This window comes from Hyphobacterium sp. (assembly GCF_965228115.1).
Lineage (GTDB): Bacteria > Pseudomonadota > Alphaproteobacteria > Caulobacterales > Maricaulaceae > Hyphobacterium.
Genome location: NZ_OZ245794.1, coordinates 544,350 through 560,967 on the forward strand (window position 1 = coordinate 544,350; position 16,618 = coordinate 560,967).

The 16,618-nt window shown below is 58.1% G+C and carries 15 protein-coding genes; 7 read left to right on the forward strand and 8 right to left on the reverse strand.

The features are described from left to right. Position 1: 1 nt before the first annotated feature. On the reverse strand, positions 2 to 955 hold the full coding sequence (gene glpX / locus ACO079_RS03080) for a class II fructose-bisphosphatase (RefSeq protein ID WP_421791675.1): 954 nt from the start codon (positions 953 to 955) through the stop codon (positions 2 to 4). 23 nt (positions 956 to 978) lie between these two features. Further along, positions 979 to 1,254, reverse strand: a complete 276-nt coding sequence (locus ACO079_RS03085; RefSeq protein ID WP_421791677.1) for a hypothetical protein — start codon at positions 1,252 to 1,254, stop codon at positions 979 to 981. 139 nt (positions 1,255 to 1,393) lie between these two features. On the opposite strand from ACO079_RS03085, the gene phaC reads away from it, so the two are divergent. After that, positions 1,394 to 3,352 carry a class I poly(R)-hydroxyalkanoic acid synthase gene (gene phaC, locus ACO079_RS03090; RefSeq protein WP_421791678.1) on the forward strand — a complete coding sequence of 653 codons (1,959 nt, stop codon included), beginning with the start codon at positions 1,394 to 1,396 and terminating at the stop codon, positions 3,350 to 3,352. 5 nt (positions 3,353 to 3,357) lie between these two features. Beyond that, positions 3,358 to 3,711 (forward strand): hypothetical protein, encoded by a 354-nt coding sequence (locus tag ACO079_RS03095; protein WP_421791680.1) that lies wholly within the window; start codon positions 3,358 to 3,360, stop codon positions 3,709 to 3,711. A 33-nt stretch (positions 3,712 to 3,744) separates the two neighbouring features. Here ACO079_RS03095 and ACO079_RS03100 read toward each other — a convergent pair whose 3' ends face one another. Both ACO079_RS03100 and ACO079_RS03105 read right to left on the reverse strand, forming a co-directional pair. Next, complete coding sequence (locus ACO079_RS03100; RefSeq protein ID WP_421791682.1) at positions 3,745 to 5,634, reverse strand: ABC transporter transmembrane domain-containing protein; 1,890 nt, start codon at positions 5,632 to 5,634, stop codon at positions 3,745 to 3,747. A 41-nt stretch (positions 5,635 to 5,675) separates the two neighbouring features. Next, a complete protein-coding gene (locus tag ACO079_RS03105; protein ID WP_421791683.1) occupies positions 5,676 to 6,302 on the reverse strand; it encodes a class I SAM-dependent methyltransferase in 627 nt (208 codons plus the stop codon). Between the two features lie 116 nt (positions 6,303 to 6,418). Between ACO079_RS03105 and ACO079_RS03110 the strand changes: the two genes are divergently transcribed. Then, positions 6,419 to 7,339, forward strand: coding sequence for a LysR family transcriptional regulator (locus tag ACO079_RS03110; protein WP_421791685.1), 921 nt, complete (start codon positions 6,419 to 6,421; stop codon positions 7,337 to 7,339). Positions 7,340 to 7,358: 19 nt separating this feature from the next. Here the strand turns inward: ACO079_RS03110 and rpsI are convergent, their stop codons facing one another. Both rpsI and rplM read right to left on the reverse strand, forming a co-directional pair. After that, positions 7,359 to 7,856, reverse strand: coding sequence for a 30S ribosomal protein S9 (gene rpsI, locus ACO079_RS03115; protein WP_421791687.1), 498 nt, complete (start codon positions 7,854 to 7,856; stop codon positions 7,359 to 7,361). A gap of 2 nt (positions 7,857 to 7,858) precedes the next feature. Beyond that, positions 7,859 to 8,323: a 50S ribosomal protein L13 gene (gene rplM, locus ACO079_RS03120; protein WP_421791689.1), complete on the reverse strand. Its 465-nt coding sequence runs from the start codon at positions 8,321 to 8,323 to the stop codon at positions 7,859 to 7,861. A gap of 252 nt (positions 8,324 to 8,575) precedes the next feature. Here rplM and ACO079_RS03125 point away from each other — a divergent pair, with 252 nt between their 5' ends. Beyond that, on the forward strand, positions 8,576 to 9,658 hold the full coding sequence (locus tag ACO079_RS03125; protein WP_421791690.1) for a hypothetical protein: 1,083 nt from the start codon (positions 8,576 to 8,578) through the stop codon (positions 9,656 to 9,658). Here the strand turns inward: ACO079_RS03125 and ACO079_RS03130 are convergent. After that, on the reverse strand, positions 9,655 to 10,668 hold the full coding sequence (locus ACO079_RS03130; protein WP_421791692.1) for a COX15/CtaA family protein: 1,014 nt from the start codon (positions 10,666 to 10,668) through the stop codon (positions 9,655 to 9,657). The two genes, ACO079_RS03125 and ACO079_RS03130, sit on opposite strands and share 4 nt — an antisense overlap. A 141-nt stretch (positions 10,669 to 10,809) precedes the next feature. On the opposite strand from ACO079_RS03130, the gene ACO079_RS03135 reads away from it, so the two are divergent. The 3 genes from ACO079_RS03135 to ACO079_RS03145 all read left to right on the forward strand — a co-directional run bounded on the left by ACO079_RS03135 (position 10,810) and on the right by ACO079_RS03145 (position 13,730). Beyond that, on the forward strand, positions 10,810 to 11,991 hold the full coding sequence (locus ACO079_RS03135) for an acyl-CoA dehydrogenase family protein (protein ID WP_421791694.1): 1,182 nt from the start codon (positions 10,810 to 10,812) through the stop codon (positions 11,989 to 11,991). A 12-nt stretch (positions 11,992 to 12,003) separates the two neighbouring features. Then, positions 12,004 to 13,128 (forward strand): acyl-CoA dehydrogenase family protein, encoded by a 1,125-nt coding sequence (locus ACO079_RS03140; RefSeq protein WP_421791696.1) that lies wholly within the window; start codon positions 12,004 to 12,006, stop codon positions 13,126 to 13,128. 122 nt (positions 13,129 to 13,250) lie between these two features. Further along, positions 13,251 to 13,730 (forward strand): paraquat-inducible protein A, encoded by a 480-nt coding sequence (locus ACO079_RS03145; protein WP_421791698.1) that lies wholly within the window; start codon positions 13,251 to 13,253, stop codon positions 13,728 to 13,730. Here the strand turns inward: ACO079_RS03145 and ACO079_RS03150 are convergent. Next, positions 13,727 to 16,606 (reverse strand): Ig-like domain-containing protein, encoded by a 2,880-nt coding sequence (locus ACO079_RS03150; protein WP_421791700.1) that lies wholly within the window; start codon positions 16,604 to 16,606, stop codon positions 13,727 to 13,729. The two genes, ACO079_RS03145 and ACO079_RS03150, sit on opposite strands and share 4 nt — an antisense overlap. Between the last annotated feature and the right edge of the window lie 12 nt (positions 16,607 to 16,618).

Genomic DNA, 16,618 nt, shown 5'->3' on the forward strand with positions numbered 1-16,618 from the left:
TCTAGAGGGGCCGGACCGTCTGTACGCGGCGCACGATGGAACCGGAGGACTGCATCAGCAGGGTTTCCGTCGCAACTTCGCCCGCAGCGACGTCTACGCCTTCCACCAGCGCTCCCGAGGTCACACCCGTTGCAACGAACAGACAATCGGACGATGCCAGCTCGCTGAGATCATATTTTCGGTCCAGATCGGTAATCCCGGCCTTGGCCGCACGGCCGCGCTCATCATCATTTCGGAAGAACAGGCGCGCCTGCATCTGCCCGCCCACACAGCGCAGCGCAGTGGCTGCGAGCACGCCTTCCGGCGCCCCGCCCTGCCCCACATACATATCGATTCCGGTTGACGGATCAGTGGTGGCGATTACGCCGGCCACATCCCCATCCGGGATCATCATAATGCGCGCCCCGACCGAGCGGATATCCGCTACGATGCCTTCGTGACGCTCGCGTTCCAGCACGCATACGGTGACATCTTCCGTTGCAACACCTCTTGCCGCCGCAATAGCCCGGACATTCTCCGACGGGCTCTTGTCAAGATCGATCACTCCGTCAGGCAAACCCGGCCCGACCGCAATCTTGTCCATATAGGTGTCCGGCGCATAGAGCAGCCCGCCTCGCGCGGCGAATGAAACAACTGCGAGCGCATTGGACATGCCTTTAGCCGTCAGAGACGTACCTTCCAGCGGATCCAGCGCGATATCAATCTCAGGCCCCTCGCCTGTGCCGACTTCTTCGCCGATATAAAGCATGGGTGCTTCATCACGTTCACCCTCACCGATTACGATCCGACCCCTCATGGCCATCGCGTTCAAACCCGTCCGCAGCGCATCGACCGCGGCCTGATCGGCCGCTTCCTTGTCGCCGCGCCCCACAAGGCGATAGGCGGCAATCGCGGCAGCTTCGGCCGCAGCAACGGCGTCCAGCGCCAGGCGTTCAAGATCTCGGGCAGTCGTCATATCAGTACTCCGGGGGAGGAAATTCAGTCGATTGGGTCGGGTGGCTCGGCCCGCTCACGGGCCTGATTGGCAAAATTCTCTGTATCGGATACGGGCGGCTGGCTGGCCCGTTCTTCCTGAAGAAGGGCATCCCGCACGCGCAACACGGCTTGCGACGCCTGCTCTATTTCCGAGGCGCTCAACGCCGGTGATTTGTCCGGAATGACCGGAGGCGCATTCTGATCGGTTGCTCCCGATGCCACGCGCTCGTCAAACCAGCTTTGCTCGTCCTCGAAACCGCCCGGAAGGGTCGGGGTCATACACGCCGCAAGAGGCAGACATCCGATGACAAGAAAAATACGTTTCAAAGTCCTGCTCCGGTGCTGGACGCCGCTCGCGCTATCTATACGCTGTGGAGCTGATCTGTCACCGCCTGTGCACATCGGAAGGGGCGCAAACATGACCGAGAAAAAACCTGCGGCCAAAGCCCGCAAACCGCGCGCGAAAGCGACAACAAAAAAAACCGCGGCCGCACGGACAACGCCCGCCAGCAAAGACAAGACAGAGCCCAAGCCCGCAACGCCACCCAAGACCGAAGCGGCAGCGATCCCGGGCCTTTCCGATTTGCGCCCGCTAAATCCGGCGGACGTCGAAAAGCTGGATGAGATGTCGCGCAACGTCATGCAGGCCGCGCTCAAAAGTCAGAAGCTGATGTCTGATTCCATGCGCAAAGCACTGGAGGGCGACATTCAGCTGCCGGACACAGGCGCTATCAATGCCACACCGGAATTTGGCGAAGTCTGGAGTAAAATCGTCAGCGATCCGGAAAAGCTGATGACTGCACAAGCCAGCCTCATGCGCGGTTATCTGGATTTGTGGAGCCACACGACAAAACGGCTCCTGTCGGGCGAAGCCAAAGCCGTGATCGAACCGGAAGCAGGCGATAAGCGCTGGCGCAGCGAGGACTGGTCGCAAAACCCGGTCTTCGATGCCATGAAGCAGTCCTACCTCCTCAACCAGAATTTCCTGATGGGGCTGGTGCATGGTGTTGAAGGCGTTGATCCAGCCGTTCAGCGCAAGGTCGAGTTTCTGACCAAGCAAATGACGGACGCGCTTGCGCCCACCAATTTTGCTCTGACCAATCCGGATGTGATCCGAGAGACCATGCAGTCACGCGGCCAGAATCTGACACGCGGCCTGGCAAACCTGGCGCGAGATCTGGAGGCCGGTGGTGGACGTCTGGCCCTGACCCAGACGGATATGGAAGGGTTCAAGGTCGGAGAAGATCTGGCGGCAACCAAGGGCAAGGTCGTCCTGCGCAGCGAGCTCTTTGAGCTGATCCAGTATGACGCCACGACCGAAACGGTGAAGGAACGCCCGCTTCTGATCGCTCCGCCCTGGATCAACAAATATTACATCATGGATATGCGCGAGAAAAATTCCATGGTGCGCTGGCTGACTCAGCAAGGCTTTACCGTCTTCCTGATATCCTGGGTCAATCCAGGCCCGGAAATGCGGGAGAAAACCTTCCAGAACTATATCGAGGACGGTCTGTTCAAGGCAATTGATGCCGTCAAGGACGCGACAGGCGAAGACAGCGTCCATACCGCTGGCTATTGCATAGGCGGCACCATGCTGGCGACCGCGCTGGCGTTGCTGGAAGCGCGGGGGGAAGCCGACAAGGTCACCTCCGCCACCTTCTTTGCCGCGCAGACCGATTTTGAGCTGGCCGGCGACCTCTTGCTGTTTGTGGATGATGCCTGGTTCAAGGAAATCAGCCGTCTGATGAAGGCTCAAGGCGGTGTGCTGGATGGCCGGTCTATGTCGGACACATTCAACCTGTTGCGGTCCAATGATCTGGTCTGGTCCTTTGTCGTCTCGAACTATCTGCTCGGACGCCAGCCACAGGCGTTTGACCTTTTGTTCTGGAATGCCGATCAGACCCGCATGCCGGAAACCCTGCATCTCTGGTATCTCGACAACATGTACCGCAATAACCGTCTCTCAAAAGGAAAGATCGAAATGGACGGCCACACCCTGCATCTCGACCAGGTAAAAACCCCGATCTTCATGCAGGCCAGCCGCGATGATCACATCGCACCCTACCCGTCCGTCTATCGCGGCGCGCAACGCTTTGGCGGTCCGGTGCGATTCATGCTGGCAGGCTCTGGTCACATAGCCGGCGTCATCAACCACCCCGGCGCGAACAAGTATCAGCACTGGGTCAATAAGGACCTTCCGGACAGTGTCGAAGACTGGTTGGGCGCGGCAGAAGAGGTTCCGGGTTCCTGGTGGCTGGAATGGCGCGACTGGCTCTATGAGCGTTCGGGCAAGCATGTTCCCGCCCGCAAACCCGGCGATGGCAAGTTAAAGCCCATCTGCGATGCACCCGGGGAATACGTGTTGGTGAGGAGCTGAACCAAATGTGGTCATGGATGCGTCGAACATTCAATCCACAGCCCGCATCACATCCGTCACGGGAGTGGTATTCTGGCGAAGAGTTCGTCGAGCTTTTAAGGTCGGGCGAAATCAAGCTTGAGCTGCCTGATTACCCTAAGCCGATGGAACCGCCTTGGAAGGCATGCCCTGACATTCCGCGACACTCGATCGGCTGGCGAATGGGAGGCGGAGACGGCTATGCCATTGCTTTTGGTGAATGGATCAGTTCACTCTCGGATGAAGAGTTTGCCGAGTATGTGTCTGAAAACCCTGAACCCGGAGAATGGTCTGGTTATTATGAAATGTTGAAAGAGCAAGTGCGTGCGAAAAAATCGTAATCCCAGACGCGCTTTGGACGCTCCAGCTGTCGATTACTTCGCCGCGTCCACCGACCCGAACTGTAGCTCGATATAGCGCTTGTAAACGCCCTCGCGGCTGAGAAGTTCGTCGTGCGTGCCGATATCGGCAATTCTACCGTCTTCCATGACTATAATGCGGTCAGCGTGCCGGATGGTGGCGAGCCGGTGCGCAATCACCAATGTCGTCCGGTCTTTTGACGCGGTTTCAAACGCGGCCTGAATAACCTGTTCGCTTTCCGGATCCAGTGCGCTGGTCGCTTCATCCAGCAACAGGACGGGTGCGTCGCGCAAAACAGCGCGGGCAATCGCGAGACGCTGGCGTTGACCACCGGATATCGTCGCCCCGCCCTCGCCCAGCTCGGTCAGATAGCCGTCCGGCAAGGCGGTGATGAAGTCATGAGCGTTAGCGGCCTTGGCGGCGGCGATGATTTCTTCGTCCGTCGCCTCCGGGCGGCCAAATCGGATATTGTCAATCACGCTGCCGGAAAAAAGCGGCGCATTTTGCTGCACCACCGCCAAACATCGGCGCAGTTCGATCGGATCGACGCGGGCGATATCAACCCCGTCCAGCCGGATCAGACCTGATTTCGGATCATAGAGCCGCAAGAGCAGCTGGAAGATGGTTGATTTGCCTGCTCCCGATGCCCCGACCAGAGCTACCGTCTCTCCTGCGGCGACATTCAGGCTGACATCGTTCAGAACGGTCGTGTCGGGCCGTGCCGGATAGGCAAAAGACACATCCTCAAACTGGATGCGGCCGCTAATTTCCTTGGGCAACGCCGACGGATTGGCCGGCGCGGCAATATCCGTTTCAGCCGCGAGCAATTCCATCAGACGTTCGGTGGCGCCCGCTGCCCGCATCACCTCGGCGTAAGTTTCGGTCAGCACGCCCGCGCCGCTGACGGCGATGAAGGCGTACATAACAAACTGCGTCATCTCGCCGGGCGTAATCGCTCCGGATTGCACCTGTGTCGCGCCAAACCACAGAACGGCGATCAAACCGCTGAAGATCAACGAGAACAGCACAACCGTCATAACGGCGCGCACGCCAATACGACGCAGAGAAACGTCAAACGTCGCCTCAACCACATGGCCAAAGCGGACCCGTTCATCCGGTTCGCGCGTAAAAGCCTGAACCGTCTCAATGGATTGCAAGCTTTCACCAGCCCGAGCCGACGCATTCGCCAGCGCATCCTGCGATTCACGCGAGAGGCGCTGCACGCGGCGACCAAAGAAGAGGATGGGCAAGAGGATGACCGGTCCAAGCGCCAGCACCATCAGCGCCAGCTGCCAGTTCACCACCACCATCAGCGCCAACGCTCCGAATGTGGTCGCGATCGTGCGGACCGCAAAGGAGATCGACGACCCAACGACTGTCTGGATCAAAGTCGTATCCGTTGTCAGACGCGACAACACCTCGCCGGTACGCGTATGCACGTAAAAAGACGGGCTGAGCGACAACAGATGGTCGAACACGGCCCGGCGCAAATCCGCGACAACCCGCTCACCAAGACGGCTGATGAAGTAGAACCGCAGCGCACTGAAGATGGCCAGGGCAATCGCAAGCCCGATGCCCAGGATAAAATATCGCGACAGGTTGGTGCCCATCGTCACCAGTTCGCAGGCCGCTGCATCCGGCGCACCCCCAAAGCCGCAATCCACGACCAGGCGAAAAGCGGCCGGCAAGACCAGCGTCAATCCCGCCGCCAGCACCAGAAAAACAAAGAACGCGGCGAGCAGTGCCGGGTACCGAAGAATGTAAGGCACCAGCCGGCTCAGCGGCTTGACCGAGCGTGCCTTTGCGCGGTGCGCCTTGTCCCGCTCAAGTTCAGCGGCAAAGCCGGAGCCGCGATCCTTGTTGGCCTGGCTCTGGGTGGTGCCGGAGTTTTCAATGCTCGCCATGATTGTCTTTCGTGTTGGCCGCGCCCTCACGGCCCCTACTTTCAGGAAACAGGTTTCTTTGCGATGATGAAAACGGCGAGACCGCCCTCGGGTTGCCAGACAGTATCTATGGCGAATCCGGCCGCCTTCATATCCTCCACTAACACCTTGCTAGAAAAGAACTTCACCATTGGCGCTTTGCCAAATAGCCGCATGGCAAAAATCATGACGGCGAGAGCCCGTTTGATTCCGGAGATGCAAACCGTGCTCGTCACGTAATAACCGCCTGGTGCGGTCATTTCGTAAGCCTTACGAATTGCAGCCCGGCGATCCTTCAACAAGTGAAGCAGGGAATGCATCATGACCACGCCAAACCGGTTCTTCTGCGGTTTGTGGCTGTCGATATCGTCCACCTCGAACATCACATTTTCGATACCCTGGGCCTGTGCTTTGGACCAGGCGATCTCGATCATTCGCTCTGAAATATCGCTGGCCAAGACCTGATTGACATGAGGTGCGTGATAGAGCGCCGTCGTTCCGGTGCCGCATCCAAACTCCACAATATCCATTTCCGGGTTGAAGAGCGCTCGGGTCATCTCCAGCTTTCGCTGATAGGCTTCTTCATTATCGACGGGCCGGGCCGCATATTTGTCCGCAATCCGGTCCCAAAATCCTGCGCTGTTACTCATTTTCGTTTGTCCTGTTTGCTGCGCCCTCAAGCGCGATATGTCTGTTGTGCTTTCAATACCCATGCGTATTTCAAAGATAAATTGCCCAATATGGCCTATCTGATATACGTTTATGTATGAATTGGCAGGCCATCAATTTCGACTGGAACCAGATCCGCGCCTTTCTCGCGACGGTCGACGAAGGCTCGTTCTCTGCAGCCGCAAGAGCGCTGGGGTCTACCCAGCCCACGCTGAGCCGGCAGATTGCGGCCTTGGAAGAAGAGCTGGGCGTTACCCTGTTCCAACGCGGCCGCCGGTCAATGATGGTAACGGCAGCCGGACGAGAATTGGTCGAGCATGTTCGCACCATGGCCGAAGCCGCCACCAGAATATCACTTGCCGCTTCCGGCCAATCCCTCGCCGCTGAAGGACTGGTGACGATCACGGCAACCAGCTTCACCGCGGCCCGCTTCCTGCCAATCGTGATTGCAGAGCTTTCGACCTATGCTCCGGGCATTGATATCGAGATTGTCGCGTCAAACGAGTTACGGGATCTGAACAAGCGCGAAGCGGATATCGCACTGCGTCATGCCCGCCCCGAACAACCGGACTTAATCGCCAAGCTGATTGATGAATCTGACGCCTGCCTTTTCGCCTCACAGGCATGGGTCGCAAAGTATGGAACACCTAAAACGCTGGATGCGCTCGCAGGGCACAGCTTTATCGGCTTTGAAACACCGGAACGCGTGTCCGCGGGATTGGCTGAACGCGGTCTCAATATTCGGAAGGAAGACGTTCATCACCGCAGCGACAGCGGAGAGGTCATCCTGGGTCTTGTCCGCGCAGGACTTGGCATCAGTGTTCTGCCGCACTTTATTGCGCGTGATTATGCGGATCTGTTGCCCATACTGCGGGATCAATTCTCCGTAACTGTGCCCACCTGGTTGGTCACCCATAGCGAGCTGAACACGTCACAGCGCGTTCGCATCGTTTTTGATCAGATCGCAAAGACATTTGCCGAAATAAAAAACGGGCGGCCTGATGGACCGCCCGCTTGATAAGGATACGTAAGAAAGCCTAGCGCTTGGAGAACTGGAAGCTCCGGCGGGCTTTTTTCTTGCCGTATTTCTTACGCTCGACGACGCGGCTATCGCGGGTCAGGAAGCCTTCAGCCTTGAGCGGACGGCGCAGCGCCGGCTCATAAAGCGTCAGCGCTTTGGAAATCCCGTGGCGCACGGCACCGGCCTGGCCCGACAGGCCTCCGCCTTTGACCGTGCAGATCACGTCAAACTCGTCCTTGCGCTCGGCGACTTCGAACGGTTGTTGCAGCATCATGCGCAGCACCGGACGGGCAAAATAGATCTCCTGATCGCGGCCATTGACCGTGATCTTGCCATTGCCCCGCTTGATCCAGACGCGGGCAACCGCATCTTTCCGCTTACCGGTGGCATAGGCACGGCCATGCTCATCGATTTTCGGCTCGGGCAGTGCTTCAGTTTCTGTCACGGCAACCGGAGCATCGGACTCGTTGATCGCGTCCTTGAGGTCTTCGAGGGAACGTGTGGTCTCAGCCATGATTAGCTCCGGGCGTTTTTGGTGTTCATCGACTTGAAGTCGATCGTTTCAGGCTGCTGGGCTTCATGCGGGTGCTCGGCACCGGCATAAACGCGCAGCTTGGAAAATTGCGAACGCGCCAGCGGACTGTCTTTGGGCAGCATGCGCTTGACGGCCATTTCGACAACGCGTTCCGGATGCTGACCGCGCAGGATTTTTTCCGGGGAGGTTTCCTTGATGCCGCCCGGATGACCGGTGTGGCGGTAATAGCGCTTGTCACCCATCTTGTTGCCGGTGAAGCGGACTTTACCCGCATTGATCACGACGACATGGTCGCCGGTGTCGACATGCGGCGTGAAATCGGGGCGGTGCTTGCCGCGCAGGCGGGACGCGACAAAAGCAGCAAGACGGCCCACAACGGCGTCTTCTGCGTCAACGACGATCCACTTGTGCTCGACCTCCGCAGGTTTGGCGGAAATGGTTTTCATTGTGTCTCTCTCATCAGTCAGCCGGTGTCCGGCGAAATCGAGCGCGCGACTTAGAGCTTAGACGACGGACCGTCAACTTGTATTTCAGAATTCAAACATTTCAATTATTTAGATATACGGTATGATAATACCTCACTCTGCATTGAAGCCGGATAACGTCCTTCTACATTCGCGGCGTGACGGCTCTTGGCCATCTATATACATTGCCCGTCACACCGATATCCAGAAACCCGATATAGCGAGTTGCCATTCATGTTCCTCACCAGACGGATCAACAGCCTTTGCGAAACAGGTGGCCGCTTGCCACACAAATTTGCGAAACTCGGAGCCATTGCGACAAGCGCACTCCTGCTGGCCGCCTGCGAACCCGCGAGCGAGCCGGACACATCAGAAGTCGAAACTCCGACTCCATCCGCCTCCGAGGACAATATCGAGCTCGTCTCGACCGGCGTGGTCGAACGCGTCGAAAGCGAGGGAGTGGAAGCCGTCGCTTTTCTGCCGGATTCATCGACCGCCTGGGCCGGATTGATTGTGTCGGCACCGCGCGAAGGCGGCCTGGATCTATACAATGCGGATGGGCAGTCCGTTCATCGCATGGCTGGGCCTCGCCTTTGGGGCCTGGCGTCTGCGCCCGGATTTCAGTTACGTGGCGAAGCCTTGCCTCTGCTGTTTGCCGCTGACCGGGATGCCAATCTGGTTCGTGCATTTGCGCTCTTTCGGGATGGACCGGCCTTGATCGAAGCGCCGCTGGAACCGATCTCGATGGACAGCGAGATCGCCAGCCTTTGTGCTCTTGGTGAAGGCATTGGCTATGTCGACCTGCTTGTTCTATCACGCTCGACGACTGCCGAGATTTGGCGGATATCCGATACTGGCGGAGAATTGATTGGCGCAGAACGTATCCGGTCATTCGACCTGCCCTTTCCCGCCAGAAGCTGTGCGGCAGGCAATGGATTCCTTTATGCATCTGGTCCGGCCGGCGGCATTATCCGGTTCGATGAAAGCGGAGCAGTTGATCGCGAGATCGAGGGTTTCGCGACGAGCTTGACGGCAGGGCCGTTTCTCGGCCGCCCGGTCTTGCTGGCAACAGATGGCACGGCCACGACCATCGAAGCACTGGATGGCATGACGCTGGAACGGATCGGCGATGTGGTTGTACGCGCCGGTTTCTCGATCCCGGGCATCAGCCAACCCGGTGCGATTTCCTCAAGCGAGGCGTCCTTTGGCGGGGCAGCCTACCAATCCGGCCTTGTGGCTATCGCCGACGAGGAGGATGGACGAATCCGACTGATCGCCCGTGAAACATTTGCCAGAGCACTGACCTTGACGGACTAGACGCGCCGGATTTTCCACGCCGTCAATCCAGCCGCTGCAAACAAAGCAATCGCCCCACCCTGATGGATCAGTGACAGGCTGAGCGGCGCTGCGTGCACCAGCGTGGTGATACCCAGTATGATCTGCGCAGCGGTAATTACCGCCAGAGCCCCTGCAGCGGCTTTAAGCCCCTTGCGCCATAAGGCAAAACTTAAAACGGCGGCGCAAATCGCCAACAGATATCCTGTCCAGCGGTGATGCAATTGGACCGCCGGCCGGCTTTCAAAGGCGGCTTGCAGCCAACTCATGCCCGCCAGATACCCATCCGGGATCAGACGACCTTCCATCAGCGGCCAGGTGGTGAAGATGCGGCCCGCATCCAGCCCGGCCACAAAGGCCCCGAGCACGATCTGCAAGAAGACAAGGGCCCAGAACGCCTTCGTCCAGACCATCAGGCGGCCGCCGCCAGCGGGCTGCCTCCCATATCGTGCATCCATGGCCAGCCAGAGCGTCAGCCCCAGGATTACGAATGCCATGCCAAGATGGGTCGCCAACCGGTATTGGCTGACATCCAGCCGGTCTACGAGACCGCTGGCTACCATCCACCAGCCAATCGCACCCTGAAGACCACCCAGGAAGAACAGGCCGGTCAGTGGCAGGGTCATCCCGGCAGGTATCATCCGGCGGAACAGAAAGAAAAAGAACGGCACGGCAAAGATCAGCCCGATCACGCGGCCCAGGAAGCGATGCCCCCATTCCCACCAGTAGATGAACTGGAACTCTTCCATGCTCATCCCGCGATTCTGCACCTGATACTCGGTTGTTGAGCGATAAAGCTCCAGCTCCCGATCCCAGCCTTCCGAAGACAAAGGCGGGATCGCCCCGGTAACAGGCCGCCATTCGGTGATCGACAAGCCTGAATCCGTTAGCCGCGTAGCCCCACCCACGAGGATCATGGCGGTTACGAAAAGCGCAACTATCATCAACCAGATAAAAACCGGCTGGCTGGTTTGAGGATGGGTCGTCGTCATTCAAATCTCCGTGCGCGGTGACTTACCTTCACGTCACGTGTTGGCAAGTCCCGGAGATCAAATGCCGCAGCTGGAAAACACACTCGCCTCACCTGTTTCATGCGCTAATCTCACCGCCAGCAAAACTCATGGGGAGCAAAGATGAGCGATCTTGAAACCTTCCGCAGCGATACACGGGCCTGGCTGGAAGCCAATTGCCCGGAGTCGATGCGCAGCCCGATCAAATCCGAAAAAGATATTTGCTGGGGCGGCAAGCGCTTCGAATTCGCCAGCGAGGACCAGAAGCTCTGGCTGGAGCGCATGGCGGAGAAGGGCTGGACCTGCCCGACCTGGCCAACAGAATATGGCGGCGGTGGCCTCTCCAAAGATGAAGCCGAAGTCCTGAAAGAGGAATTGGCGGCCATCAAAGCCCGGCCGGCGCTGATTTCCTTTGGCATCTGGATGCTCGGGCCGGCGCTTTTAAAGTACGGCACAGAGGAACAGAAAAAACACTATTTGCCGCAAATCACGCGCGGTGAAATTCGTTGGGCCCAAGGTTATTCCGAACCGGGCGCAGGCTCAGACCTCGCAGCCCTGCGCACCAAGGGCGACGATCAGGGCGACCATTGGGTCGTAAATGGCCAGAAGGTCTGGACCAGCTATGCTGATGAATGCGACTGGATCTTCGTTCTGGTGCGTACCGAACCGGACGCGCCCAAGCACAACGGCATTTCCTTCCTTCTGGTCGACATGACCTGGGAAGGTGTTTCCACCAAGCCGATCAAGCTGATCTCCGGAAAATCACCCTTCTGCGAGACTTTCTTTGACGATGTGAAAGTGCCGAAAACCAACATCGTTCATGAAGCCGGCAAGGGCTGGGATGTTGCGAAATATCTGCTTTCACATGAGCGCGCGAATATCGCCGGAGGTGGCTCGGGCGCGCAGATGAACCCGGTGACGGCAGCCCACAAATCGGGTGAAGTCGATGCAGATGGCCGCGTTGCTGATCCCATCCTGCGCGGAGATATCGCCCGCCTGACGATTGATGCCTTGGCGTTTGAAACCACGCTGCAGCGGATCAAGGATCAGGCCGATAGCGGTCAGGGCGTCGGCGCCAAGGCATCCATGCTGAAATACTATGGCACCGAGCTGAACAAGCGCCGGCATGAGCTGAACATGTCAGCTCTGGGCACCGATGGTTTGCTCTGGGAGGGCGATGATCCCACCGATGGCGACCCGGCCCGCGCCTGGTTGCGCTCTCGCGCCAACTCGATTGAAGGCGGCACGTCTGAAATTCAGCTCAACATTCTGGCCAAGCGCGTGCTTGAGCTTCCCAGCAGCTAAGGAGCCAGATCAATGAGCTATCTCTATTCTGAAGAAGAGCAGATGTTGCGCGACAGCGCCAAAGCCTTTCTTGAAGAAAAATCTCCCGTCTCTGAACTTCGCCGCCTGCGCGATGAAGGCTGTAAGGACGGCTTCCGCCATGCCGTCTGGAAAGAAATGGGCGATATGGGCTGGAATGGCATCGTCATTCCCGAAGAATATGGCGGCGTGGATATGGGTTATACCGCTGCCGGCCTCATCCTGTGGGAAATGGGCCGGACATTGGCTGCCACGCCTTTCCTGTCGTCCTCCATTCTTTGCGCGACCGCGTTGCGCCTCGGTGGAACGGATGATCAGAAAGCGGCTCACCTGCCGCAGATTGCCTCGGGCGATAAGGTCTATGCCCTAGCGCTGGACGAAAAAGCCCGGCATGACGCCAGCGCCATCGAAACCACGGCCACCAAGGACGGGAATGGTTTCAAACTGAATGGTAAGAAACGCTTTGTCGTCTGCGGCAATGGCGCGGACATGCTGATCGTGGCCGCGAAGATGGATGACGGAAAGCTGGGCCTTTTCCTCGTCGATCCAAAAACGGACGGCGTGGAGCGCCAGCTGCGCCGGTCAGTCGACAGTCACGCACCTGCCGACATCAATTTTGATGATGTCAAGCTAGATGGCGATGCCCTTCTGTCCGAAACCGAGGACGGCGACGCGCTACTGGAGACCGTGCTGGATGCAGGCCGCGCCTGCCTGGCGGCAGAACAGCTGGGCGTGGCGGAAGAAGCCTTCACCCGGACGCTGGATTACATCAAGGAACGCGAGCAATTTGGTCAAAAGATCGGCTCTTTCCAGGGGCTCCAGCACCGTGCTGCGCATCTGTTGACGGAAGTCGAGATGGCACAATCGCTCGTCGTGAAAGCCTTGCGGCAACTGGATGAGTCGCCCAGCCAGGCCGGACTCTGGATTGCCGCGGCCAAGGCCAAAGCCACCAAGGTCGCGCGTCTGTCAGCGTCTGAAGCCATTCAGATGCATGGCGGTGTCGGTATGACGGATGAATATGACATCGGCTTTTTCTACAAGCGGGCACAAGCCGCTGGAGAATTCCTGGGTGATGATGCCTGGGGGGCCGCGCGCGTCGCCCAACTCAGTGGCTATTGATTTCACTGTGACACCAAACGAAAGGGCTGCGCGTTCGGCGCGGCCCTTTTTCATTGCCAGCCGCCCTGCCCTCGTGTCGCCGCATTTTCTTCGCCTGATGGGCGAATACGGGAGGCGAAAAGATGGCTGACACATCCATATCCAGAACCCATGGACGCGGCGGCGTTGCCGCACGCCTGTTGATCCTGGTGTCGGCTGTATGTCTGGCCGCTGGTCTTTTAAGCCCGATGTTGGAAACGCGCCGGCTGATCTTCTTTACCGATGCCCACTCGCTGATCGATGTAACACGCGCCCTGCTGGAAACCGGGCAATACTTGCTAGGCCTTGTGATCCTCGTTTTCTCTATCCTGTTTCCGATCGGAAAAGCCATTTACCTCTCCGCGGTGAATGCCGGCTGGGCCCGCGGTCGAAGCGCGCTTGTCTGGGTCGACCGGCTCGGGAAATGGTCGATGATCGACGTCTTTATCGCCGCTATCATCGTTTTCACCCTGTCAGGCGACCGGGCCATTCAAATCTTTGAGCAGCCCGGCCTCTACTTCTTTACAGCCGCAATCACTGGTCTGATGATTTCCTCAGGCCTTATCGCGAATGATCGTGCCTAACACGTTGTTAGCCGGCCCGTTTGAGCATCCTCGCACATATCGAAAATGTAATCCCAACCATTGGGATTTCGGTTGAACGACGTGCTCAGATAAAAACGGTATCGCGTGGCATTCGACACCAGTTGGATAGCGAATCTCAATCCGAGGGCATCGTTTTCCATCCGCACCAAACCTCCAAATGCAGTACTGTTCTCGGTAACGGTCATACACAGCGGCGCAGCCAACAACGCGGCCTCATCCCGAGTTGCGCTTCCGTCCGCAGTGAAACCCGCGACCGCTCCGGCCCGGCGGGAAATACGTCCCGGCGTGGAATCGCGCGGCGCGCATGAATCATAAGCGACGACATTGAATGTACCGCTCATAGACGCACTTTGGCCGGACCGGTTTTCCGCCGCAAAAGAGAAACCATAATTCCCTACGCTTGAGGGTAGCGGGCCTGAAATAACGCCGGTGAGCGGATCGAATGTATGTGTTCCCGACGGTGGCGTTGTTAGCACAAACCGGTCGATCTCGATGTTCGCGTCTGCATGATCGTCGAGATCGACGGTAAACGTCCCGTCCGTATCTTCCTCGAGCGTGAAAGCAGTCACACTCGGAACAGGCAAAGCCGTAATCGTGACCGTCGCTGTCTGGGTTGGAGACCATCCAGCCGAATTGCCCGCACGATAGGTGAAAGTGTCACCGCCGGCAGTCGCGCCCGCCGTATACGTGTAAACACCCGTGCTTCCATTCAGAGCGAGCGTCCCGCCACCGGGCTGACTGACAATTTCGAAGCGGTCAAAATAGCCCGTGGCATGGTTGGCCAGCTGACCTGTTGCCTCGTCAAAAGCCCTGACGGTGAACGCGTGATCGGCATTCCCAGGCGCCACAATGGCCCCACCGTCGCGAACCGCAACCGAGGTTGAGCCCCGGGTTTGACCGCCTACTTCCATCTGGAACTGGAAGCGCTCGCGAGCGCTGAACGGTGTAGCGAAATTGGTCCGCACAAACACGCCGAATGTCGGCGTGTCATTCGCGCCGATATTCAGTGTCAGAGAATCTGCCGGAGCGGCCAGACAGGCCCCTTGCGGGTTGGTCTGACAGACTTGTCCGGTTGCAGGAAGCCCTGGCGCCAATGATTGGGCGCGTACCGTCACATCGCCGGCTCCGCCAATATTGATGGTCGCCACCGAAAAGACACCGCGACGTCCATCCGGAACCTCGACAATTCCTGTATTTCCAATGGTTGCCGACAAGGCGATCAAATCTGGACCGCCCGCCGCATCCGCACCCAGATCCAACGTGTTCAAACCGGGATCTACGGCCGCCATCGGCACATTGTCACAGGAGGCGTAAGGCGCGAACCGCACTCCTGCCAGATCTGCGCCCGGCGTGAGCGAGACGACAAAGGTCTGAATGCCGCCCGCCGGAATCGTCACCGCTTCATTTGGATTTCCAACGGTTGCATTCGTGCCGGGATCTGTCCGCTGAAAGGTAAAACTGTTCCTGTAGGGACCATGATGCTCGATGATACAGTTTGTCCCGGCAACATTATTCGGGTTGATCACCGTCATGAAGGCAGTTGCAGCAGTGTTGGTCGCAACAAACCGGCTGGTCGGCAATACCGAGCTCCGCAAACGCCGATTCGGCACTTGCTGCGACGGAATACCTGTCGCCCATCTCCGCAATGCTTCACCGGCATAGGATCCCAGGCTGGTATTGCCGGGGTCAAGCGGAATGCCGCACACGCTGCCCCGTTCGGGACAGCGAATCGTCGGATCCGAAAATTGCGGCGTCCGGTTGGACCCGTAAGCCATGACTGAGGTGAAAACCCCGCCAGAAGACGACGAACTATCGATCCTGAATCCACGCGCCCACGCTTCAGGACGGCCTGACGAATTGTCCGTCTCCAAGCCATGCGCCAAACCCATATTGTGCCCGGTTTCATGCGCGAGCGTCAGACCATTGTGACAAACATTGATGTGAGAACGGCCAGTAAAATTTGAAAGGGGATTATGAACAAATCCCAGTCCGCAGAAATTATCGTTGTCTCCACTCTGGTTTGTACGGGTGTTGTCAGACACGCGGTTTAGCGAAATCACATCAATTCCAAGCGCATCGACGCGCGCCTGCAAGCCCGTCATGTAACCCGCGCGCGGACCGGTATCGACAACAAGCAGGTCATGGCTGGAATAGGCCTGCGGAATGTCCATGAAAGCCAGCTGCGTAAGGTCCGCAAATATCGGAACCCGCGATTGGGTCAGTGCTGTTTGCAGATTCCCGATATCAGTGGCCGCAAGATCTGGAAGTCCCCAGCCATGCACATCAATCATCTGGAAGTCATAGAAATAGAGGAAATCAAAGGTATCGGCGCCCGCATTTGGCCGATCCAGATTTTGTGCCTGCTGAGCCTGGCTCACAGGTCGAAAGAGCTGACTTCCATCAAGGGGTTCGTGAACAAAGGGCTCATCCGGCGCAACCCGCATGATAACGCTGCCATTTTCACCAGGCTGAATCACAAACTCGCCGTCTTCGGTCCAGACCCGGCCATAGGTCGCGTTCAAACCAACATGGATCAGCGCCCCCTGCCCGGGCTCACCAAAGTCGATATGCATGTGCCGGCCACCGGATGCCGTGGCCCGGTTCTCCCCGACATGCCCTTCATGCAAGGCGCCGTAAGGCATTGGAACGGAAACGCTTTGCCCCTGCGAAAGAACGGTCAAAGTGTCTGAAAGGTTCAACACCCATTCATGGTTGCTGGCATCGCCCACGGCCAGCTCATCGTTCAACTGGGCAGGCTGTTCGATGGCAGGAACATCAAACTCCCACGCCAGGCGATCTTGCGCCAGGGCAACAGGCGCGACCGACATCAACAGTCCAGACAATAAAACACGCATTTCCGATCTCCC